We start from the raw sequence: 15790 nt of genomic DNA, 5'->3' as shown, positions 1-15790 counted from the left end.
CCGCTGAGAACCTGGCGAAGCGGGCGTCGCCCTGGGTCGCGATGGCTTGCCGCACTGGCGCTGGCCGTCGCGCTGGCGTCTGCCACGTCCGGCTGTGGCGCGACAGCGGGTGGCGCGGTGAGCGGCGCGGGTGAGCTGACGGTCGGAACTCTGTATGCCGGCAGCGGCCCATTCGCATCATCGTCGCTGCCTGAGTTCGCCGGGCTGCGGCTCTGGGTTCGTCGGGTCAACGCGGCCGGGGGTGTCTGGGTGCGCGCGCTGCACCGGCGCCAGCACGTACGGCTGATCGCCTACAACGACCGCAGCTCCGCCGCACGCGCCGGCCCGCTCTACGCGCGGCTCCTGAGCCGTGATCACGTCGGCATCTTCGTCGCTGACTTCGGCTCGGTGTTGACCGCGCCGGCGATCAGCACCGCGCAGCATGACGGCGTGCTGCTGTTCGACCAGTCAGGCACGGGCGCGAGCTTCTTCACGGCCGGTAACCCCTACATCGTGCTCTGTGACCTGCCAACCTCCACCGTCTGGCCCGACGGTCTCGCGCGCCTGCTCGTGGCCCGGCGCATAGGCCGCGTCGCCCTGGTCTACGGCCGCAACTACTTCGATGCCTCTCAGGACCAGACGATCGCCGCGGCGCTCACGCTGCATGGCGACGAGCCCGTTGTCAACCAGGGCGTCGCCACCGGAAACAGCGACTACAGGGACTTCATGGCTGCGGCCGCCGCGCGCCACGCCAGCGCGGTCATCGAACTCGGCTACACGAGCAACGACATCGCCTTCCTGCGGCAGCTGAAGGCCTCCGGTCACCGTTTCAGGTTCGTGTTCACCGTCTTCGCCGGGCAGCTCCCCGGCGTGCTCCGGCACGCCGTGGGCACCGGCGCCCTGGCGGGGACCTATAGCTACGGCTTCCCGCCCTTCGTGCAACGCCTGCCGCCGAGTGTCGGGCTGACCGACCACGGACTGGCGCAGGCACTCGACCCGCACTTCGCGGACGTGGTCGGCCAAGCCGGCGCCACGGGTCCGCTCAACTTCCTCAACATCGCCGGTTACAACACCGGGCTGGTGATCGGCGCGGCGCTGAGCCAGGCGACCACGGCCACACAGCTCGGCCTGCGGGCGGCGCTGACACGGCTCTCGGGCCACCTGCGCACGCTTGACGGCACCTTCAGGCTGAGCGCGAACGGTGCGCAGGTGGGTGAGATCCCAGCCGTCGCGCGACTGCTTGTCGGCCGCGGCGGTGAACTCGTGTTCCGACAGGTCGAGCATGCCGGCGGACGCTGAGCCTGTCGGCCGCGGTCGCGTCGCCGCGCGCTTTACGGCAAGCGCTCGTGGCCCCTGTCAGCCGCCCAGCTCGAAGCCACGAAAGGCGTGGTGAACCAGTAGCTCGCCCGGCGCTCCGGCGGCCACGATACGGCCTCGGTCGAGCGCGTAGACGCGGTCGGCGACCGACAGCGCACGCCCCACGTCCTGCTCCACGAACAGGATCGCCATTCCGGTGGAGACCAGCTCCGGCAGCAGCGAGAAGAGCCGACTGGCGGCCGCCGGCGACAGGCCGAGCGAGATCTCGTCGATCAGCAGCACGACTGGGTTGGCCGCGATCGCGCGTGCCACCGCGCAGAGCTGCGCCTCAGCAGTGCTCAGGCTGCCGGCCGGCCGCTCGAGCAAGGGCACAAGCTCCGGCAGCAGGTCCAGCACGTGCCCCAGATCACGCTCGCCGTGGCACCAGCAGCCGAGCTCGAGATTCTCCGCAACCGTGAGCGCCCCGAACAGCCGCCGTCCCTCGGGCACGTGCACGAGGCCGCGCTTGACGCGCGCCTCCGGTGTGAGGCCGGTGATCTCGGTACCAAGCAGGGTGATGCTGCCTTGGTGGGGCGCCATCAGGCCCGCCAGCGTCCGCAGCAGGGTTGTCTTGCCGGCACCGTTTGGGCCGACCAGCGCGACCAGCTCTGCTCCGTCGATCTGCATGTCCACGCTGTCGATGGCCGCTGCCTGCCGGCGCATGACCGTGAGGTTGTCAACCTGCAGGCGCACAGCCCGGTCTCAGCCGGCAATCGCGCCCGGCGGCACGCCCAGATACATGGCGACCACGCGCCGGTCGGCGAGGACTTCCGCCGGGGGACCGCTGCGCAGCACGCTGCCCTGATGCAGGAAGTAGACGCTGTCGGCCATCGCCAGAACGGCCCGCATCACGTGCTCGACCGCGAGGATCGCCATGCCCTGAGCCCGCAGCTCAGTCAGCAGCCCGACCGTGTCGTCAATCTCCTCCGCGCTGAGGCCGGCCATCGGCTCGTCCAGCAGCAGCAGGCGCGGGGCCAGCGCCAGCGCCCGTGCGAGCTCCAGCTTGCGCAGCTCCGCCAGCGACAGGCAGTCCGGCAGCGAGTCTCGCCGGTGAAGCAGCCCCACTCTGGCCAGCGCCTGCTCGGCCCTTAGCCGGGCGGACGGGGGATGCTGTGCGCTTGGCTCACGCACGCGGCCAGCGGCGCCGTAAACGTTCTCCCAGACCGTGCAGCTGCGCAGCGGCCGTGGTATCTGAAACGTGCGGGCCACACCGTGGCAGACAAGTCGCCAGCCTGGGCTGTGCGTGAGATCGCGCCCGCCGATCAGCACGCGCCCTGCACTGGCGCGCAGCTCTCCGCAGACAACGTTCACGAACACCGACTTGCCGGCGCCGTTGGGGCCCAGCAGCACGGCTATCTGGCCGTCAGCGACGCACACCGACACCTGGCTCAGTGCGCGCACGCCACCAAAGTGGCAGCTCAGCCCGACTGTCTCCAAGCGTGGCGGGGTTGTGCTCAAAACGCGGTCACTCATCGCAGCAGGGTCGTGTGTCCCGGCGGGCGTGACCCTCTGAGGTGGGCGGGGAGTCTGATGCCCTGGCCCCCACGCCCGATCCCGCGCGGGACGAACAGGACCGCCGCGAGGATTACGAGTGCAAGGATCAGGTCGCGTGAAGCGGGGAGCACGGCGTCCACGGCGGTTGTCAGCGCCGTCAGCACGATCGCTCCGACCACGGGGCCGAGCACCGTCCCGGCGCCGCCGAGCACGACCATCGCGATTGTCAGCACGGTGATCGTCGGGTCGAACATCTGGCCGGGTGTGACCGTGACCAGCCGGAAGGCGCTGGCGCCGCCCGCCAGCCCGGCCAGCGCGGCCGAGACCGCAAACGCGGTCAGCTTCGTTGCTCCGGCGCGTACGCCCACGGCCCGCGCCAGGCGCTCGTCGTCGCGCACCACGCGCAGCGCGTAGCCAAGCCGCGTGTGTGTCAGGGCCGCCACCAGGCACACGGAGAAGAGCGCGAGGCCGGCGAACAGCAGCGTGAAGCCGCCTGCGCCCAGGTAGGGGGTCGTCTGGTGGGTCCCGACGGTGGTGATCGTGAGTCCCGCACCCTGGCTCGTGAACGCGGGCTGCCAGGACGCCAGGGCCTGGGTGGCGGCCGCCGCGACGAGTGTCGCCACGGCGAAGTACTCGCCGCGCAGGCGCAGCAGCGGCAGACCGAGCAGCAGGCCATAGGCGCCCGCAATGACGGCTGCGAGCGGCAGCGCCACCCAGAAGCTGAGTGACGCGTCGAGCATCAGCAGCGCCACGGCGTAGCCGCCCACGCCGTAAAAGGCGACCTGTCCGAAGCTGGCGTAGCCCGCCATGCCGCCGATCAGGTTCCAGGATTGCGCTACCACGATGTACAGGAAGAGCGCGGTCAGCGTGCTGTCAAGGAAGCTGCTCACGAGAGCCCGCCGAGGCCGGTGACGTCGCCGCTCGCGGCGCGCGCTTCCAGTGCCCGCGGCGCGAGCGCCACGAGCAGGATCACGATCGCTGCCGCGTCGGCCAGCCCGGCGGGGGCGAGGTAGCCCACGGTCGCCTGAATCGCGCCCAACAAGACTCCGGCGGCAAACGCGCGCCACAGTCGCCCGGCACCACCGATCATCGCGGCGGCGGCGATCAGGACCAACAGCTGATTCCCGTCGGTGGCTGTGAATGGTCCCGTCAGCGACAGCAGCCCGCCGGCGAACGTCGCGGCGGCCGCGCTCAGCGCCGCCGCCACGCCGAACAGCACCGGCACTGGTAGTCCCGTCAGCCGGCCCGCGTCCCGGTCGATGCTCGCTGCTCGCAGCGCAAGCCCAAAGTGGGTGTGACCGAGCAGGTAGCCGAGCGCACCGGTGCCGAGCGCCGCGCAGCAGAACGCCACCAGGCTGGCAGCGAGCAGGTGCAGCGGACCGAGCGTGATCACAGTCGTGGTGATCACTGAAGGCACCACGCGATAGTCGTTGGCGAACAACAGTGCGGCCAGGGAGTCGAGCGCCAAACCGACACTGAACGTTCCGGCCAGCGCGAGGTAGCCAGGCTGGCCGAGCAGCAGGTTGAGCAGCCCGCGCTGTAGCACGTAGCCAAGCAGCGCACCGATGAGCAGCGCGACCAGAAGTCCTGCCGGGGCATCGAGTGCGGCGGCCACCACCCAGGTCGCGTAGGCTCCGGCGACCATGAGCGCGCCCTGCGCGAGGTTGAGCACGCCGGTGAGTCGCCACAGCGCGGTGAAGCCGGCGGCGGCCAAGCCGATCAACCCGCCGCTCAGTGCACCGTTGGCCAGGGCGCTGCTCAAGGCGCGTACCGCTACACGGGTCGCTCGGCGGGGTGCCCGGTCATCGCTTGAGGTCGAGCAGCATCGCGGCCAGCGGATCCTCGTCGGCGGGCTGGTCCTGGATCAGCCCGGTGAGTCGTGTGCGCGAGGCTTCGATCATTGCGGCGCCCCGCTCGCGTGTGGCTTCGCGGTCGCCGGCCTCGATCGCATCAAGGAGGGCCTGGTGGTCACAGCGACTACGCGCCCCGTCGGCGGCCAGCGACGCGTCCACACGCGCGTAGGGTTCCATCAGGTTCACAACCTGCATCACGAGGCGTAGCGAGTGCCGCCGCCCCGCCAGCTCGAGCAGCCGGCGGTGGAAGGCGTAGTGCTCTGAGCACCAGCTGTCAACGTCGCCTTCCAGCGCCAGTTCGCTCAGCCGCTGCGCGTGTGCGCGCAGTTCAGCGAGCTGTTCGGCGCTGACCTTGCCGACGACAGAGGCCAGCAGCGGTGGCTCCAGTGCCATGCGCAGTTCGAGCAGCTCCTCCAGCTCGTCGGGCCGCAGCTCGGCAACCACCGCGCCGATGCCCGGGCGCATCACGATCAGGCCCTCGCCGGCGAGTGTGCGCAGAGCCTCGCGCAGCGGTATCCGGCTGACCCCGAAGCGCGAAGCGAGCTCGTCCTGATTGAGCGTCTGGCCCGGAAGCAGCATGCGCTCCCGCACCGCCCGCCGCAAAAGGCTCGCAAGCTGATCGGGTCGCAGGTTGGGGGCCACCGAACGAGTGTACTCAAGTGTAGACGGGATCTCACTTGCACACGCCGTATTGGCATGTTACGGTGTATACAGGCGCCATGCCGGAGGCCTCGGGCGATAACGCCCGCTTGCACGGCCGGTGAGCTGGCGCTATAAGGTAAACGTAAGGAGAGGGACATGAAGGTACATCGAAGGCTTCTCGGCCTCGCTGGCGTCTGCGCGGCGACCGGCGGTGCGGTTGCTGTCCTCGCCACCGGGGCCCAGGCAGGTCACACGCGCGCCTCGGCTGCCGCTGCGCCCAAGCAGATCGTGGTCGGCACGCTCTACGCGTCCTCCGGCGCCTACGCCGCCGACTCGCTGCCGCAGTACGACGGCGTCAAGTTCTGGGTCAATCAGATGAACAAGTCAGGCGGCGTCTATGTCGCGGCCTATCACAAGAAGATCCACGTCAAGCTGGTCGCCTACAACGACCAGAGTTCGCCGACCACCGCGGCGACCCTGTACAGCCAGCTGATCACCCAGAATCACGTCAACATCATGATTCCGGACTTCGGCTCGGTGCTGACCGCGCCCGCCGTCTCGATCGCACAGGACCATCACCAGCTGCTGTTTGACGCGACTGCCAGTGGCACGGTTTTCTTCACGCCCAACAACCCCTACATCGTCGGCTCCGGCATCCGCAACTCCGCCTTCTGGCCGCAGCCGCTGGTGCAGTTCCTGGTCGCCAAGCACATCAAGAAGATCGCCATCCTCTACGACGCCAACGACTTTGACGCGGCGCAGGCGGCGACGCTTGACCACGGACTCAAGGCGCACGGGATCAGGCCGGTCTACTACCAGTCGACGGCCACCACCACAACGACCTACGGCACGCTGATCGACTCGATCGCCGCCACCAACCCACAGGCCGTGATCGAGTTCGGCTACAACACCAACGACGTACCGTTCCTGAACACGATCCCCACCTCGGGGCACCGCTTCAACATGGTGTTCACCGTGTTTCCGGGACAGCTGCCGCAGCTCTTCCAGCAGGAGGTCGGCACCAAGAACCTCGGCTACACCTACACGTACGCGACACCACCGCTGGTGCCGTACTCGAAGGTCAACCTCGGCCTCAACACCGCACAGTTCTCGCGGGCCTTCAAGCACAGCTTCCCGAGCGTCCCGGTCACCTATCCGGCGATGGCCGGATACGGCACGGCGCTGATCGCCCAGGAGGCGCTGGCCAAGGCGTCCAGCTTCACGCAGCTGGCGATGCGCCGGGCGATCGGCAACGAGTCCGGCAAGCTGACCACGGCGATCGGGCAGTTCAAGATCACCAAGGATGGCGCGCAGGAAGGCGAGTTCCTGCCGGTCGGCCAGGTCTTCCCCAGCCATGGGGGCACCACGATCAAGGTGGTCTATCCGACGAGCATGGCCACCACCAAGGCAAAGTACCCGGCCCCGAAGGGCTGAGCTGAAGCCCGCCGCGGAGCCGTTTGAATGGTCCTCTACGCACTCATTGCAGGCGTCCTGATCGGACTGTTCTACGGCTTCGCGGCGCTTGGCCTGAGCCTCGCCTTCGGCGTGCTGCGAGTCGTGAACATCGCTCACGGTGATGTGATCGTGCTCGGCTCCTACCTGGCGTACGAGCTGAGCACCCAGGCGCACATCAATCCGCTGTTTGCGATTCCGATCGCGGTGCCGCTGGCGGTCGCCATTGGCATGGTCTTCTACCGTTTCGTCGCTCCGAGCCTGGGTCGCTCCAAGGATCCGGAGATGCTCTCGCTGATCCTCTTCTTCGGCGTCTCGCAGGTGATCGAGGCGCTGGCCACGATCGGCTTCAGTGTCAACCAGGACACGCTGCTGACCGGACCTGTTGGAAACGCCTCCGTACAGATATTCGGACAGAGCTTCCCCAACTACTACCCGGTGGCGGCCGCGGTTGCGGTGCCGGGGGCGCTGCTCGTGATGTTCTACCTCTACCGCAGCCGCCTGGGTCTTGCGACCCGCGCGCTCATGAGCAGCAGGGCCGATGCGATGCTCTCGGGCATCGACGTTGGCCGCACCTCAGCCCTCTCCTTCGGCATCGCCCTGGCGCTGGCAGCGTCGGCGGGGGCACTCAGCATCTATGTCAACGGCGGTGTCTCCCCCAGCCAGGGGACTGACCTGACGACCACCGCCTTTGCGGTTGTCGTGATCGGCGGGCTCGGCAACCCCGCCGGAGCGCTTGCTGGCGGCCTTGTCTTCGGCCTGGCCGAGCAGTTCGCGCAGAGCTATGAGCCCAACTGGGCTGGGATGGTCCCCTACGTGCTGCTGCTCGCGGTGATGCTGGTCAAGCCAGAGGGCCTGCTCAGCAGGCGGGTGCGCTATGCCTGAGCGCGACGCCGACGCGAGTGGCCAGCGGGCCACTCGCGCGCGGCAATGGCGAAGGCGCGGCGCCGATCTGGCCGCCGTGCTCGTGCCGACGGTGCTTTTTGCGCTGGCGCGCACGGTCGACTCAAACCTGTTGTTGCTGGTCACCATCATGGTCTACGTAGTCCTCGCGCAGGGTGTGAACGTCATCTACGGCTTCACCGGCTACCTGCCGTTCGGCTACGTCGGCTTCTTCGGGGCCGGCGCCTACGGCACCTACATTGCGGTCGCCCACCTCGGTGCGAACGCCGTCGAGGCGACGGTGCTCGGCGGTGTGGCCGCGGTGCTTGTCGCGGTCGTGCTGATCCCGCTGCTGCGCCTGCGCGGCGCCTACTTCGCAATTGCCAGCCTGGCGGCAGCGCTGGCGCTGTCCTCGCTTGTCTCAAACCCGGCGCTCACGTCCGTCACCAACGGGCCCTACGGGGCTGATCTCTCGAAGGTCTTCAGCGCCGGTGGCAGCTACTGGATGGCTGTGGTGATCGTCGCCGTCGCGATGCTCGCGGTTGTCGTCCTGCGCCGCTCGCGACTGGGCCTGCAGCTGCGGGCCGTTCGCGCCGATCAGGTCAGCGCCGGCTACGCCGGTGTCAACGTGGTCGCGGCCCGCACCGGGGCATGGCTGCTCAGCGCGCTGCTCGCCGGACTGGCCGGCGGCGTCTACGCATGGTCGATCTCGGTGTTCTATCCGACCGCGGTGTTCGACACGACGATCTCACTGTTCGCGATCGTCTTTGCCCTGTTCGGCGGAGTTGGGACTGTGCTCGGCCCGGTGGTGGGCGCCGTGGTGCTGTACTACGTCTACAACGCCATCGGTGTCAGCGACCCTCAGTACTTCCAGCTCATATTTGGTGTGGTGATCGTGATCATCGCTCTCTTCCTCCCGGGAGGCCTGGCCGCCGTGCTGGTCGGCGCGCGACGGCGGCTGGCGCTGCGAGGCGGCGATGTTCGCTGAGTCGGCGTCGGCGGCGCCGAGCAACGAGGCGCCGCGGGCGAACGCGTTGCTCGAGGTTGAAGGCGTCACGAAGCTGTTCGGGCCGCTGCGGGCGCTCGACGACGTCAGCCTGGGCGTCAAGCAGGGCGAGGTCCTGGGGCTCGTCGGTCCCAACGGATCGGGCAAGACGACCGTCATAAACGTGATCTCAGGTCTGCTTGCGCCCACCAGTGGCCGCGTCCTGCTGGACGGCCATGACGTCTCGGGAAAGGCCCCATTTCGCCTTGCGCGGCGCGGGATCAACCGGACCTTCCAGATCCCCAAGCCGTTCCCGGCTCTGACCGCGCGCGAGAACCTCGAGGTCGCTCACCACGGCGGCACGCTCTCGGATGGTGAGATCCTCGAGCTGGTCGGGCTCGGCGGCCGCGCCGAGCGGCTGGCCGGCGAGCTCACCGCCTCAGACCAGAAGCGCCTGGACCTGGCCCGTGCGCTGGTCACCGGACCACGAGTGCTGCTGGTCGACGAGCTCGGAGCCGGGCTCTCCAAGACAGAGCTTGACGAGCTCGCGGTCATTCTGCGCAGGCTCGTTGCCGAGCTGGGGATGACGATGGTCGTCGTCGAGCACCTGATGGGCTTTCTTGAGCAGGTGGCCGACAGGGTCACGGTGCTGAACGCCGGGGCCGTTATCTTCTCCGGCGGGCTCTCGGAGGCGCTCGCGGACCCGGCGGTGATCAAGGTGTTCATCGGTGGCTGATCCGGAGCAGACCATGGCTGCGGCCGGTGCGCCCGAGGCTGCGGCTGGGGTGCTGCTTGAGCTGCGCGGGATTGGCGCCGGCTACGGGTCGATGCAGGTCCTGTGGGACATCGACCTGTCGGTTGGGGAGGGCGAGCACGTCGTCATTCTCGGCGCCAACGGCGCCGGCAAGAGCACGCTTCTGCGTGTGGCGCTCGGCCTGCTGCCGCTGATGCGCGGCACGATCAGGCTGCGGGGGGAGGATGTCAGCGGTCTGCGCACCGACCGCCGCGTGGCGCAGGGCATCGGCTTCATGACGGAGGTCGGCGTGTTCCCCGAGCTGAGCGTGCGCGAGAACCTGCTGCTTGGCGCCTATCGGCTCGGCCGCAGGCAGGCGCAGGCAAACCTCGAGCGCACCTATGAAGGCTTTCCACTGCTTGCCAAGTTCAGGTCACGGTCTGCTGGGAGCCTGTCGGGCGGCCAGCGCAAGCTCGTGGGCGTAGCGAAGGTGCTGATGGGCGATCCCAGTCTGATCGTGATGGACGAACCCTCCTCGGGCCTCTCGCCGGTTGCGGTGCAGGAGGTGCTTGACGTGCTGCGCAGGATCGAGCGCAGCGACGCAGCGCTCCTGATCGCCGAGCAGAACACCGCCTTTCTGGACCTAGCGCAGCGGGCGGTGGTGATCGAGGGTGGCAGGAACCGCTTTGACGGCACGGTTGCGCAGCTGCGAGACGACGCGGCGCTGACGCGGGCGTACTTCGGCATCGAGTAGTCGCAATTCATACACAATGTATGAAAAGTCACGGGCTCAGTGCTCTTGGCTAGACAAGATTTGATCTCATAAGTATGTAATGCTCAAGACCATGAGCACCACAGCGCGACAGCCAGCCAAGCCCCGCACCGCCCCCACGCGGTCCGCGGAGGACTTCATTCCGCCACCCATCACCCAGCGCGAGCGGCTGGCAAATCTCGCCGGTGTCATGGTCCCGTTCGCCGGCGTGGTGGCGGCGATCGTGCTGCTGTGGAACAACTGGGTCGACTGGGCCGACATCGCGATCATGGTCGCCATGTATCTGCTGACCGCGATGGGCGTGACCGTGGGTTTCCATCGCCTGCTCACACACCGAGCCTTCCAGACGTACCCGTGGCTTGAGCGCACCTTCGCGGTTCTTGGTTCGCTGTCGGTCGAGGGCTCGGTGCTCGACTGGGTGGCAGATCACCGCAAGCACCACGCGTTCACCGACGTCGAGGGCGACCCGCACAGCCCCCACGTCGGCCACGGTCAGGGCCTGGCCGGGTTCTGGCACGCGCACGCCGGCTGGCTGATGGAGACCCAGGGGCAGGCTGACTGGAAGAAGTACGCCGCCGACCTCTACGACGACCGGGCGATGCGCCGCATCGGACGCATGTTCCCGCTGATGGTTGCGCTCACGCTGCTGATCCCCACACTGGCCGGCTTTGCGCTCGCGGGCTTCACCGCCAAGGGGGCGCTTGAGGGCTTCATCTGGGGTGGTCTGGTGCGCATCTTCTTCGTGCACCACGTCACCTGGTCGGTCAACTCGGTCTGTCACATCTTCGGCCGCCGCCGCTTTGACATCGAGGACCGCTCCACCAACGTCTGGTGGCTTGCGCCATTCTCGCTGGGCGAGTCCTGGCATCACAACCACCACGCCTTCCCGCGCTCGGCCGTGCACGGGCTGAAGTGGTGGGAGCTCGACATCTCCGCCGCGATCATCGCCGTCATGGAGAAGCTCGGCCTGGCCTGGAACGTGATCCGGATCGCACCCGAGCGCCAGCGCGCAAAGCTCGCCGCACACTGACACGTCGGCGCTGGCCCGCTGGCCCGCGCCCCTCTACTCGCCGCTGGCGCCGCGCTCCTTGGCACGGATGTCGCGCAGCTGCTCGTCGATCCAGTCCCCCGGGTTGCGGGCCGTGATCCGCTCCCTGAGCCCCGCGATCCGGCGCTCGCGCTCCGCCGCCGGCATCGTCAGCGCCGCGTGAATCGAGTCGGCCAGCTCCTGCACGTCAAACGGGTTGACCGACAGCGCGTAGTCACCGAGCTCCTCGTGCGCGCCGGTGTTCTCCGACAGGATCGACACGCCGGCGCGCTCGTTGACCATCGGACCCTCCTTGGCAACCAGGTTCATGCCGTCGAACATCGCGTTGACCATCAGCACGTCGTAGTGCTTGTAGGCGGCGACCGCCTCCTCCAAATCGTCGCGCAGCTTGAGCTGGATCGGCATCCAGTCCGGCGAGCCGTGGCGGTGGTTGACCAGCGCCACCACCGCCTCGATGCGCTCGAGGTACTCCTGGTACTCCGCCACATCGGTGCGCGAGGGCATCAGCTGGGCGATGAAGGTGACGCGCTCACGGAACTCAGGGTGCTGCTCGAGAAACAGGTCAAAGCCGGTGAAGCCGCGCAGCACGTTCTTTGAGAGGTCCGCGCGGTCCACGCGCAGGATCACGTGGTCGCGGCGGCGGCGCAGGAGCTCCTGCTCGAACTCGCCCACGCGTGGGCGCGCCGCGACGCGGCGCACGGCCCCCACATCGATCGGCAGCGGGTAGGCGCGCACCCAGACGCGGCGACCGTCGAGCGCGACCACGCCGGCGCTGTGGTCGACCTCGAGCCCGAGCAGGTCTTCGCAGCACTGCAGGAAGTTACGCCGGTAGGAGGTTGTGTGGAAGCCGACTATGTCGTTGGCGAGAATGCCCCGGTAGAGCTCCTCGCGCATGACCGTCGGCAGCACCCGCCAGGAGTCTGACTGGCTCCAGGGGATGTGGACGAAATGGGTCATGAACGCGTCGGGGCGGGCACGGCGGATGAGCGCCGGCAGCGTGTAGAGGTGGTAGTCGTGGATCATCACGACCGGCTGCCGGATGCCCTCGATCTCCTCGACCACGGCGCGGGCGAGGTCCTCGTTGACGATGTTGTAGCCGAATTCAAAGGCCTCGGTCTCGTTGCGGCGGATGTCAGGGGCGTTTGACTGGTCCCAGAGGTAGTGCTGGATGAACCACAGCATCGGGTTGGCGATGATGTTGTAGAAGCGGTCGTAGGCCTCGGGGTCGGAGGCGACGAGCTTGACGCGGTACTGGCTGCCCTCGGCACCGGTAACGGGGAACGCGCGGCCACCGTGGCGGGCTGCCATGGCGACGTCACCGTCGCTCATCGCCGAGGCCACCCAGGTCACCTCGCGGTGGCGCGCCAGGCCCATCAGCGCGGTGACCAGGCCGCCGGTGCCGCGCCGCGAGCTGCCGTCCGGCTGGAAGGTGACCGGGCCGCGGTTCGAGACAAGGATCAGCGGGTCTTGCATCCGAGCGCTCAGCTTGCCAGTGCCCGCAGGCGGCCGATCCCGTCGTCCACGGCGTCCACCAGTTGCGCGTGAAGCTTCGGGTTGGCGGCGCAGATCGAGGAGATCTGGAAGTCGTGGCCGGCACCGAGCAGCAGCCGGTCGTCGAGCGGGCGCCCCCAGCCGTCGCTCGCCACGCCCCCGGCTTCCACCAGGCACAGCCACGGGGCCGCCAGGTCGTAGGGTGAGTTGTTGAGGATCTGTCCGCGGCCGACTCGCCGGAACTCCTGCTCCATGCCGGGGACCTCGTCGATCATGCGCGAGCCGACCTCGATCACGGCGTCCAGCTGGCCGGTTGCCAGGCGTGTCATCGCGAAGGCCTGTGAGCCGAGCTCGAAGGTGCCGCCGGTCACCGAGGAGGCGTCGATCAGCTCAGCGAGCAGCTCGGTGGTGGCGCGCGCGGGCCGTCCGCGGAAGCCGTAGGCCCAGAACATGGTGTCGATCTCGGTGTTGGCCGAGAGGCTGATCGCGCGACTGGAGCGCACGCCCTCGCCGCGGCGGGCCAAAAACCAGTCGCCTGTCTTGATCTCGAGCACACAGGCGCAGGTGATGTCGGACATGCGCACGGCGCCCTCGAGCGGTGCCAGCGCGATCGCCACGCACGCCGACTCGAGGCCCGCCATCGCCGGGCGGGTGCCGTCGATCGGGTCCACCACCAGCACATGCGTCTCGCCGCCGCCGGGCGCGACCAGCCCGCGGTCCTCGGAGTAGAACGCCGCCCACGGCGCGTGTTCGGCGACGAACTCGGCGAGCGCCGCCTCGGCGGTCGCGTCGATCGCAAAGGTGAGGTCGCCGCCGGCGCCTCCGGGCCTGTCCGGGTCGATCGCCCGGCCCGCGTGGGAGCCGAGCTCGGGCAGCACTACCTCACGCAGGCGGCGGGCCAGCGCCAGCACAAGCTCGGGGTGGGAGGGCTCGTCGGTCATGGTTGTCCTGCGTCCCGTCTGTAGAGAGATTGTCATGGCCGCGACGTGCCGATGGTGCGATGATCCCGTAATGACCAGACCGAACGCATTTCAGGCCGACTTCTCCGGCGCCTATGAGGATGGCGACCCCGACGGCTACCACTGCGCCGCGGTGCCCTTCGGCAAGGCGGCCGGTGGCAAGGAGCTAGCCGTGAACCTCTTCGAGCTGCCCCCCGGCCAGACGCTCTGCCCCTACCACTACGAGTACGTCGAGGAGTGGCTCTTGGTGATGGTTGGCGAGGTGCAGGTGCGCACGCCGGCGGGTGTGGAGCCGGCGCGGGCCGGTGAGCTGGTGCGCTTCCCCTCGGGTCCCGACGGCGCCCACAACATCTGGAACGACGGCCAGCAGGCCGCGCGCGTGGTGATGTTCTCGTCAGCCGCCGAGCCCTCGGTGTGCGTCTACCCGGACGGCGGCAAGGTCGGGGTCTTCGCCAGTGAGTCAGACCACTGGCGCTTCCGCGCCGCGGACGGTCAGGTTCCCTACTACGACGGTGAGGTCCCGCCGACGCACTGAGCGTTCAGAAACGCCTCCAGGCTGGCCCGCAGGCCGGCAGGGTCCAGCCCGTGGGCGCGGTCGTGGTTGGCAGGGGTCCCGTAGCGGCGCAGCTCGCGCCGCGCCACACCCAGGCAGAGCAGCCGGTGCGGGCGATGGGCGAGCGCGCCTGACACGCAGCGGGCCGAGGTGCCCTCGAGGTAGGGCTCGACGAGGACGACATCTGGGGTCTGGAGCGTGGCGAGCAGGGTCGCGGCGTCGAAGGGCCTGACGGTGGCGGCGTAGAGCACGCTCACATCCATGCCGCTGGTCGCGGCGAGCACCGCGTCAAGCAGCGGGCCGACCGCCACGACGGTTCCGTGCGAGCCTGCTCGCAGGAGTGTCATGCGGCCGCGTTCGTCGATCGGTTGCGGTTGGGCGTTCTGCTGGGTGGAGGTGCGAACGTAGGCTGGGCGCTCACCGCCCACCGCCGCGCGCAACAGCGTGTCGAGCTCGCTCGGGTGGCCGGGCACGTGCACGACCCAGTCCGGCAGCGTGTCGATCAGCGCCACGTCACCCGGCGCCTGGTGGGTGCGCCCGGCCTGCGCCATGTCATAGGAGGCGCCCGCGCTCACCAGGACCCCGGGCACGCCCTGGTGGCCGAAACCGAGCTTGATCTGTTCAAAGGCCCGCTCGACCAGGAAGCTTGCGAACGTGTGGAGGATCGGGCGCATGCCGGATAGGGCCAGACCCGCGCCGGCGTCCACCAGCAGCTGCTCGCGGATGCCGAGGTTGATCACCCGCTGCGGGTGCCTGCGGGCGGCCTCGGCAAACAGGCCCGCCGAGATGTCGGCCAGCAGCACCGCGACCGATCCGTCTTCGTCCAGCAGGGCTGTGGCCGTGTGGGCGAACTGCTCGCGCATGGACAGGTCGCTCATGCCGCACGCTCCGCGCCGACGTCCGCGACAACGACGTTCGGCTCGGCTGCGGCCTCGCGGCGGCGCAGCGCCCGCGCCAGCGCGGCGTGGTCGCGCCCGTTGACGGTGGCGGTATGCCAGCCGGCCACCGCGAAGCGGGTCTGCACACCACCACGCCACGGCCAGGTGGTCGAATGGTTGTCGACCACGACCACGGTCAACGCAGCCAGCCCGGCGGCGCCTGCGAACTCGATCGCCTCGGCGTTGCTGCCCTCGTCAAGCTCGGCGTCGCCGACCAGCACCACCAGACGCGCACCGTTGCCCTGGGCACGGAGCCCGAGTGCGGTCCCGGCCGCCAACGGCAGGCCGTGTCCGAGCGAGCCGGAGGAGATCTCCACGCCGGGGATCAGGTTGCGATCGGGGTGGTAGCCGAGCGGCGATTCCACGTCGCCGAAACCGCTCAGCCAGGCGACCGGGATGAAGCCCTTGGCGGCGAGCACCGCGTAGTAGGCGCTCGGCCCGTGGCCCTTGCTGAGGTAGAAACGGTCGCGCTCCGGATCCTTCGCGCGCTCGGGGGCGACGTCCAGGATCTGCTCGTAGAGCACCCAGAGCACATCCAGGGTCGAGGTGGAGGCGCCGTCGTGCTTCTCGTCGCCGGTCTGGAGTGCCATCAGGAGGCGCAGGTCCGGGTAGCCGTAGCGACGCTTGGCGTCGGTGATCGTGTTGGTCATGCG

At 68.9% G+C, this 15790-nt stretch carries 17 protein-coding genes; 8 read left to right on the top strand and 9 right to left on the bottom strand.

Going from position 1 to position 15790, the window contains the following annotated elements; genetic code table 11:
• Positions 1-117 precede the first annotated feature (117 nt).
• On the top strand, positions 118-1278 hold the full coding sequence (locus M3M54_RS10920; RefSeq protein ID WP_249019078.1) for an ABC transporter substrate-binding protein: 1161 nt from the start codon (positions 118-120) through the stop codon (positions 1276-1278).
• 57 nt (positions 1279-1335) lie between these two features.
• On the opposite strand, the gene M3M54_RS10915 is transcribed toward M3M54_RS10920, so the two are convergent.
• The 5 genes from M3M54_RS10915 to M3M54_RS10895 are packed head-to-tail and all read right to left on the bottom strand — an operon-like array spanning position 1336 to position 5324.
• Complete coding sequence (locus M3M54_RS10915; RefSeq protein ID WP_249019077.1) at positions 1336-2028, bottom strand: ABC transporter ATP-binding protein; 693 nt, start codon at positions 2026-2028, stop codon at positions 1336-1338.
• 9 nt (positions 2029-2037) lie between these two features.
• The gene (locus tag M3M54_RS10910; RefSeq protein WP_249019076.1) at positions 2038-2808 is read right to left on the bottom strand and encodes an ABC transporter ATP-binding protein; all 771 of its coding nucleotides are present in this window, start codon (positions 2806-2808) and stop codon (positions 2038-2040) included.
• Complete coding sequence (locus M3M54_RS10905) at positions 2805-3719, bottom strand: branched-chain amino acid ABC transporter permease (RefSeq protein ID WP_249019075.1); 915 nt, start codon at positions 3717-3719, stop codon at positions 2805-2807. The genes M3M54_RS10910 and M3M54_RS10905 overlap by 4 nt, the downstream gene beginning before the upstream one ends.
• Complete coding sequence (locus tag M3M54_RS10900) at positions 3716-4591, bottom strand: branched-chain amino acid ABC transporter permease (protein WP_249019074.1); 876 nt, start codon at positions 4589-4591, stop codon at positions 3716-3718. The genes M3M54_RS10905 and M3M54_RS10900 overlap by 4 nt, the downstream gene beginning before the upstream one ends.
• A 40-nt stretch (positions 4592-4631) precedes the next feature.
• Positions 4632-5324 (bottom strand): GntR family transcriptional regulator, encoded by a 693-nt coding sequence (locus tag M3M54_RS10895; RefSeq protein WP_249019073.1) that lies wholly within the window; start codon positions 5322-5324, stop codon positions 4632-4634.
• A 156-nt stretch (positions 5325-5480) separates the two neighbouring features.
• Between M3M54_RS10895 and M3M54_RS10890 the strand changes: the two genes are divergently transcribed.
• The 6 genes from M3M54_RS10890 to M3M54_RS10865 all read left to right on the top strand — a co-directional run bounded on the left by M3M54_RS10890 (position 5481) and on the right by M3M54_RS10865 (position 11178).
• Entirely contained in the window at positions 5481-6758 is a 1278-nt protein-coding gene (locus M3M54_RS10890) for an ABC transporter substrate-binding protein (protein ID WP_249019072.1), read from the top strand.
• Positions 6759-6785: 27 nt separating this feature from the next.
• Complete coding sequence (locus M3M54_RS10885; protein WP_249019071.1) at positions 6786-7661, top strand: branched-chain amino acid ABC transporter permease; 876 nt, start codon at positions 6786-6788, stop codon at positions 7659-7661.
• A complete protein-coding gene (locus tag M3M54_RS10880) occupies positions 7654-8646 on the top strand; it encodes a branched-chain amino acid ABC transporter permease (RefSeq protein WP_249019070.1) in 993 nt (330 codons plus the stop codon). The genes M3M54_RS10885 and M3M54_RS10880 overlap by 8 nt, the downstream gene beginning before the upstream one ends.
• Entirely contained in the window at positions 8636-9379 is a 744-nt protein-coding gene (locus M3M54_RS10875; RefSeq protein ID WP_249019069.1) for an ABC transporter ATP-binding protein, read from the top strand. The genes M3M54_RS10880 and M3M54_RS10875 overlap by 11 nt, the downstream gene beginning before the upstream one ends.
• Positions 9372-10130: an ABC transporter ATP-binding protein gene (locus M3M54_RS10870; protein WP_249019068.1), complete on the top strand. Its 759-nt coding sequence runs from the start codon at positions 9372-9374 to the stop codon at positions 10128-10130. The genes M3M54_RS10875 and M3M54_RS10870 overlap by 8 nt, the downstream gene beginning before the upstream one ends.
• A 91-nt stretch (positions 10131-10221) precedes the next feature.
• Entirely contained in the window at positions 10222-11178 is a 957-nt protein-coding gene (locus tag M3M54_RS10865; protein ID WP_249019067.1) for a fatty acid desaturase, read from the top strand.
• 33 nt (positions 11179-11211) lie between these two features.
• Here M3M54_RS10865 and M3M54_RS10860 read toward each other — a convergent pair whose 3' ends face one another.
• Both M3M54_RS10860 and M3M54_RS10855 read right to left on the bottom strand, forming a co-directional pair.
• Complete coding sequence (locus M3M54_RS10860; RefSeq protein WP_249019066.1) at positions 11212-12669, bottom strand: trehalose-6-phosphate synthase; 1458 nt, start codon at positions 12667-12669, stop codon at positions 11212-11214.
• Between the two features lie 8 nt (positions 12670-12677).
• Positions 12678-13628 carry an inositol monophosphatase family protein gene (locus M3M54_RS10855; RefSeq protein ID WP_249019065.1) on the bottom strand — a complete coding sequence of 317 codons (951 nt, stop codon included), beginning with the start codon at positions 13626-13628 and terminating at the stop codon, positions 12678-12680.
• 70 nt (positions 13629-13698) lie between these two features.
• Between M3M54_RS10855 and M3M54_RS10850 the strand changes: the two genes are divergently transcribed.
• On the top strand, positions 13699-14181 hold the full coding sequence (locus M3M54_RS10850) for a cupin domain-containing protein (RefSeq protein ID WP_249019064.1): 483 nt from the start codon (positions 13699-13701) through the stop codon (positions 14179-14181).
• Here M3M54_RS10850 and M3M54_RS10845 read toward each other — a convergent pair.
• Entirely contained in the window at positions 14151-15077 is a 927-nt protein-coding gene (locus M3M54_RS10845; protein ID WP_249019063.1) for a transketolase family protein, read from the bottom strand. The genes M3M54_RS10850 and M3M54_RS10845 overlap by 31 nt on opposite strands.
• Positions 15074-15787 (bottom strand): thiamine pyrophosphate-dependent enzyme, encoded by a 714-nt coding sequence (locus tag M3M54_RS10840; RefSeq protein ID WP_249019062.1) that lies wholly within the window; start codon positions 15785-15787, stop codon positions 15074-15076. The genes M3M54_RS10845 and M3M54_RS10840 overlap by 4 nt, the downstream gene beginning before the upstream one ends.
• Between the last annotated feature and the right edge of the window lie 3 nt (positions 15788-15790).

The organism is Conexibacter sp. S30A1, assembly GCF_023330665.1.
In the GTDB taxonomy this organism is placed as follows: Bacteria; Actinomycetota; Thermoleophilia; order Solirubrobacterales; family Solirubrobacteraceae; genus Palsa-465.
The sequence above is the reverse complement of the archived record's forward strand: the minus strand, read 5'-3'. Positions and strand labels throughout refer to the sequence as shown.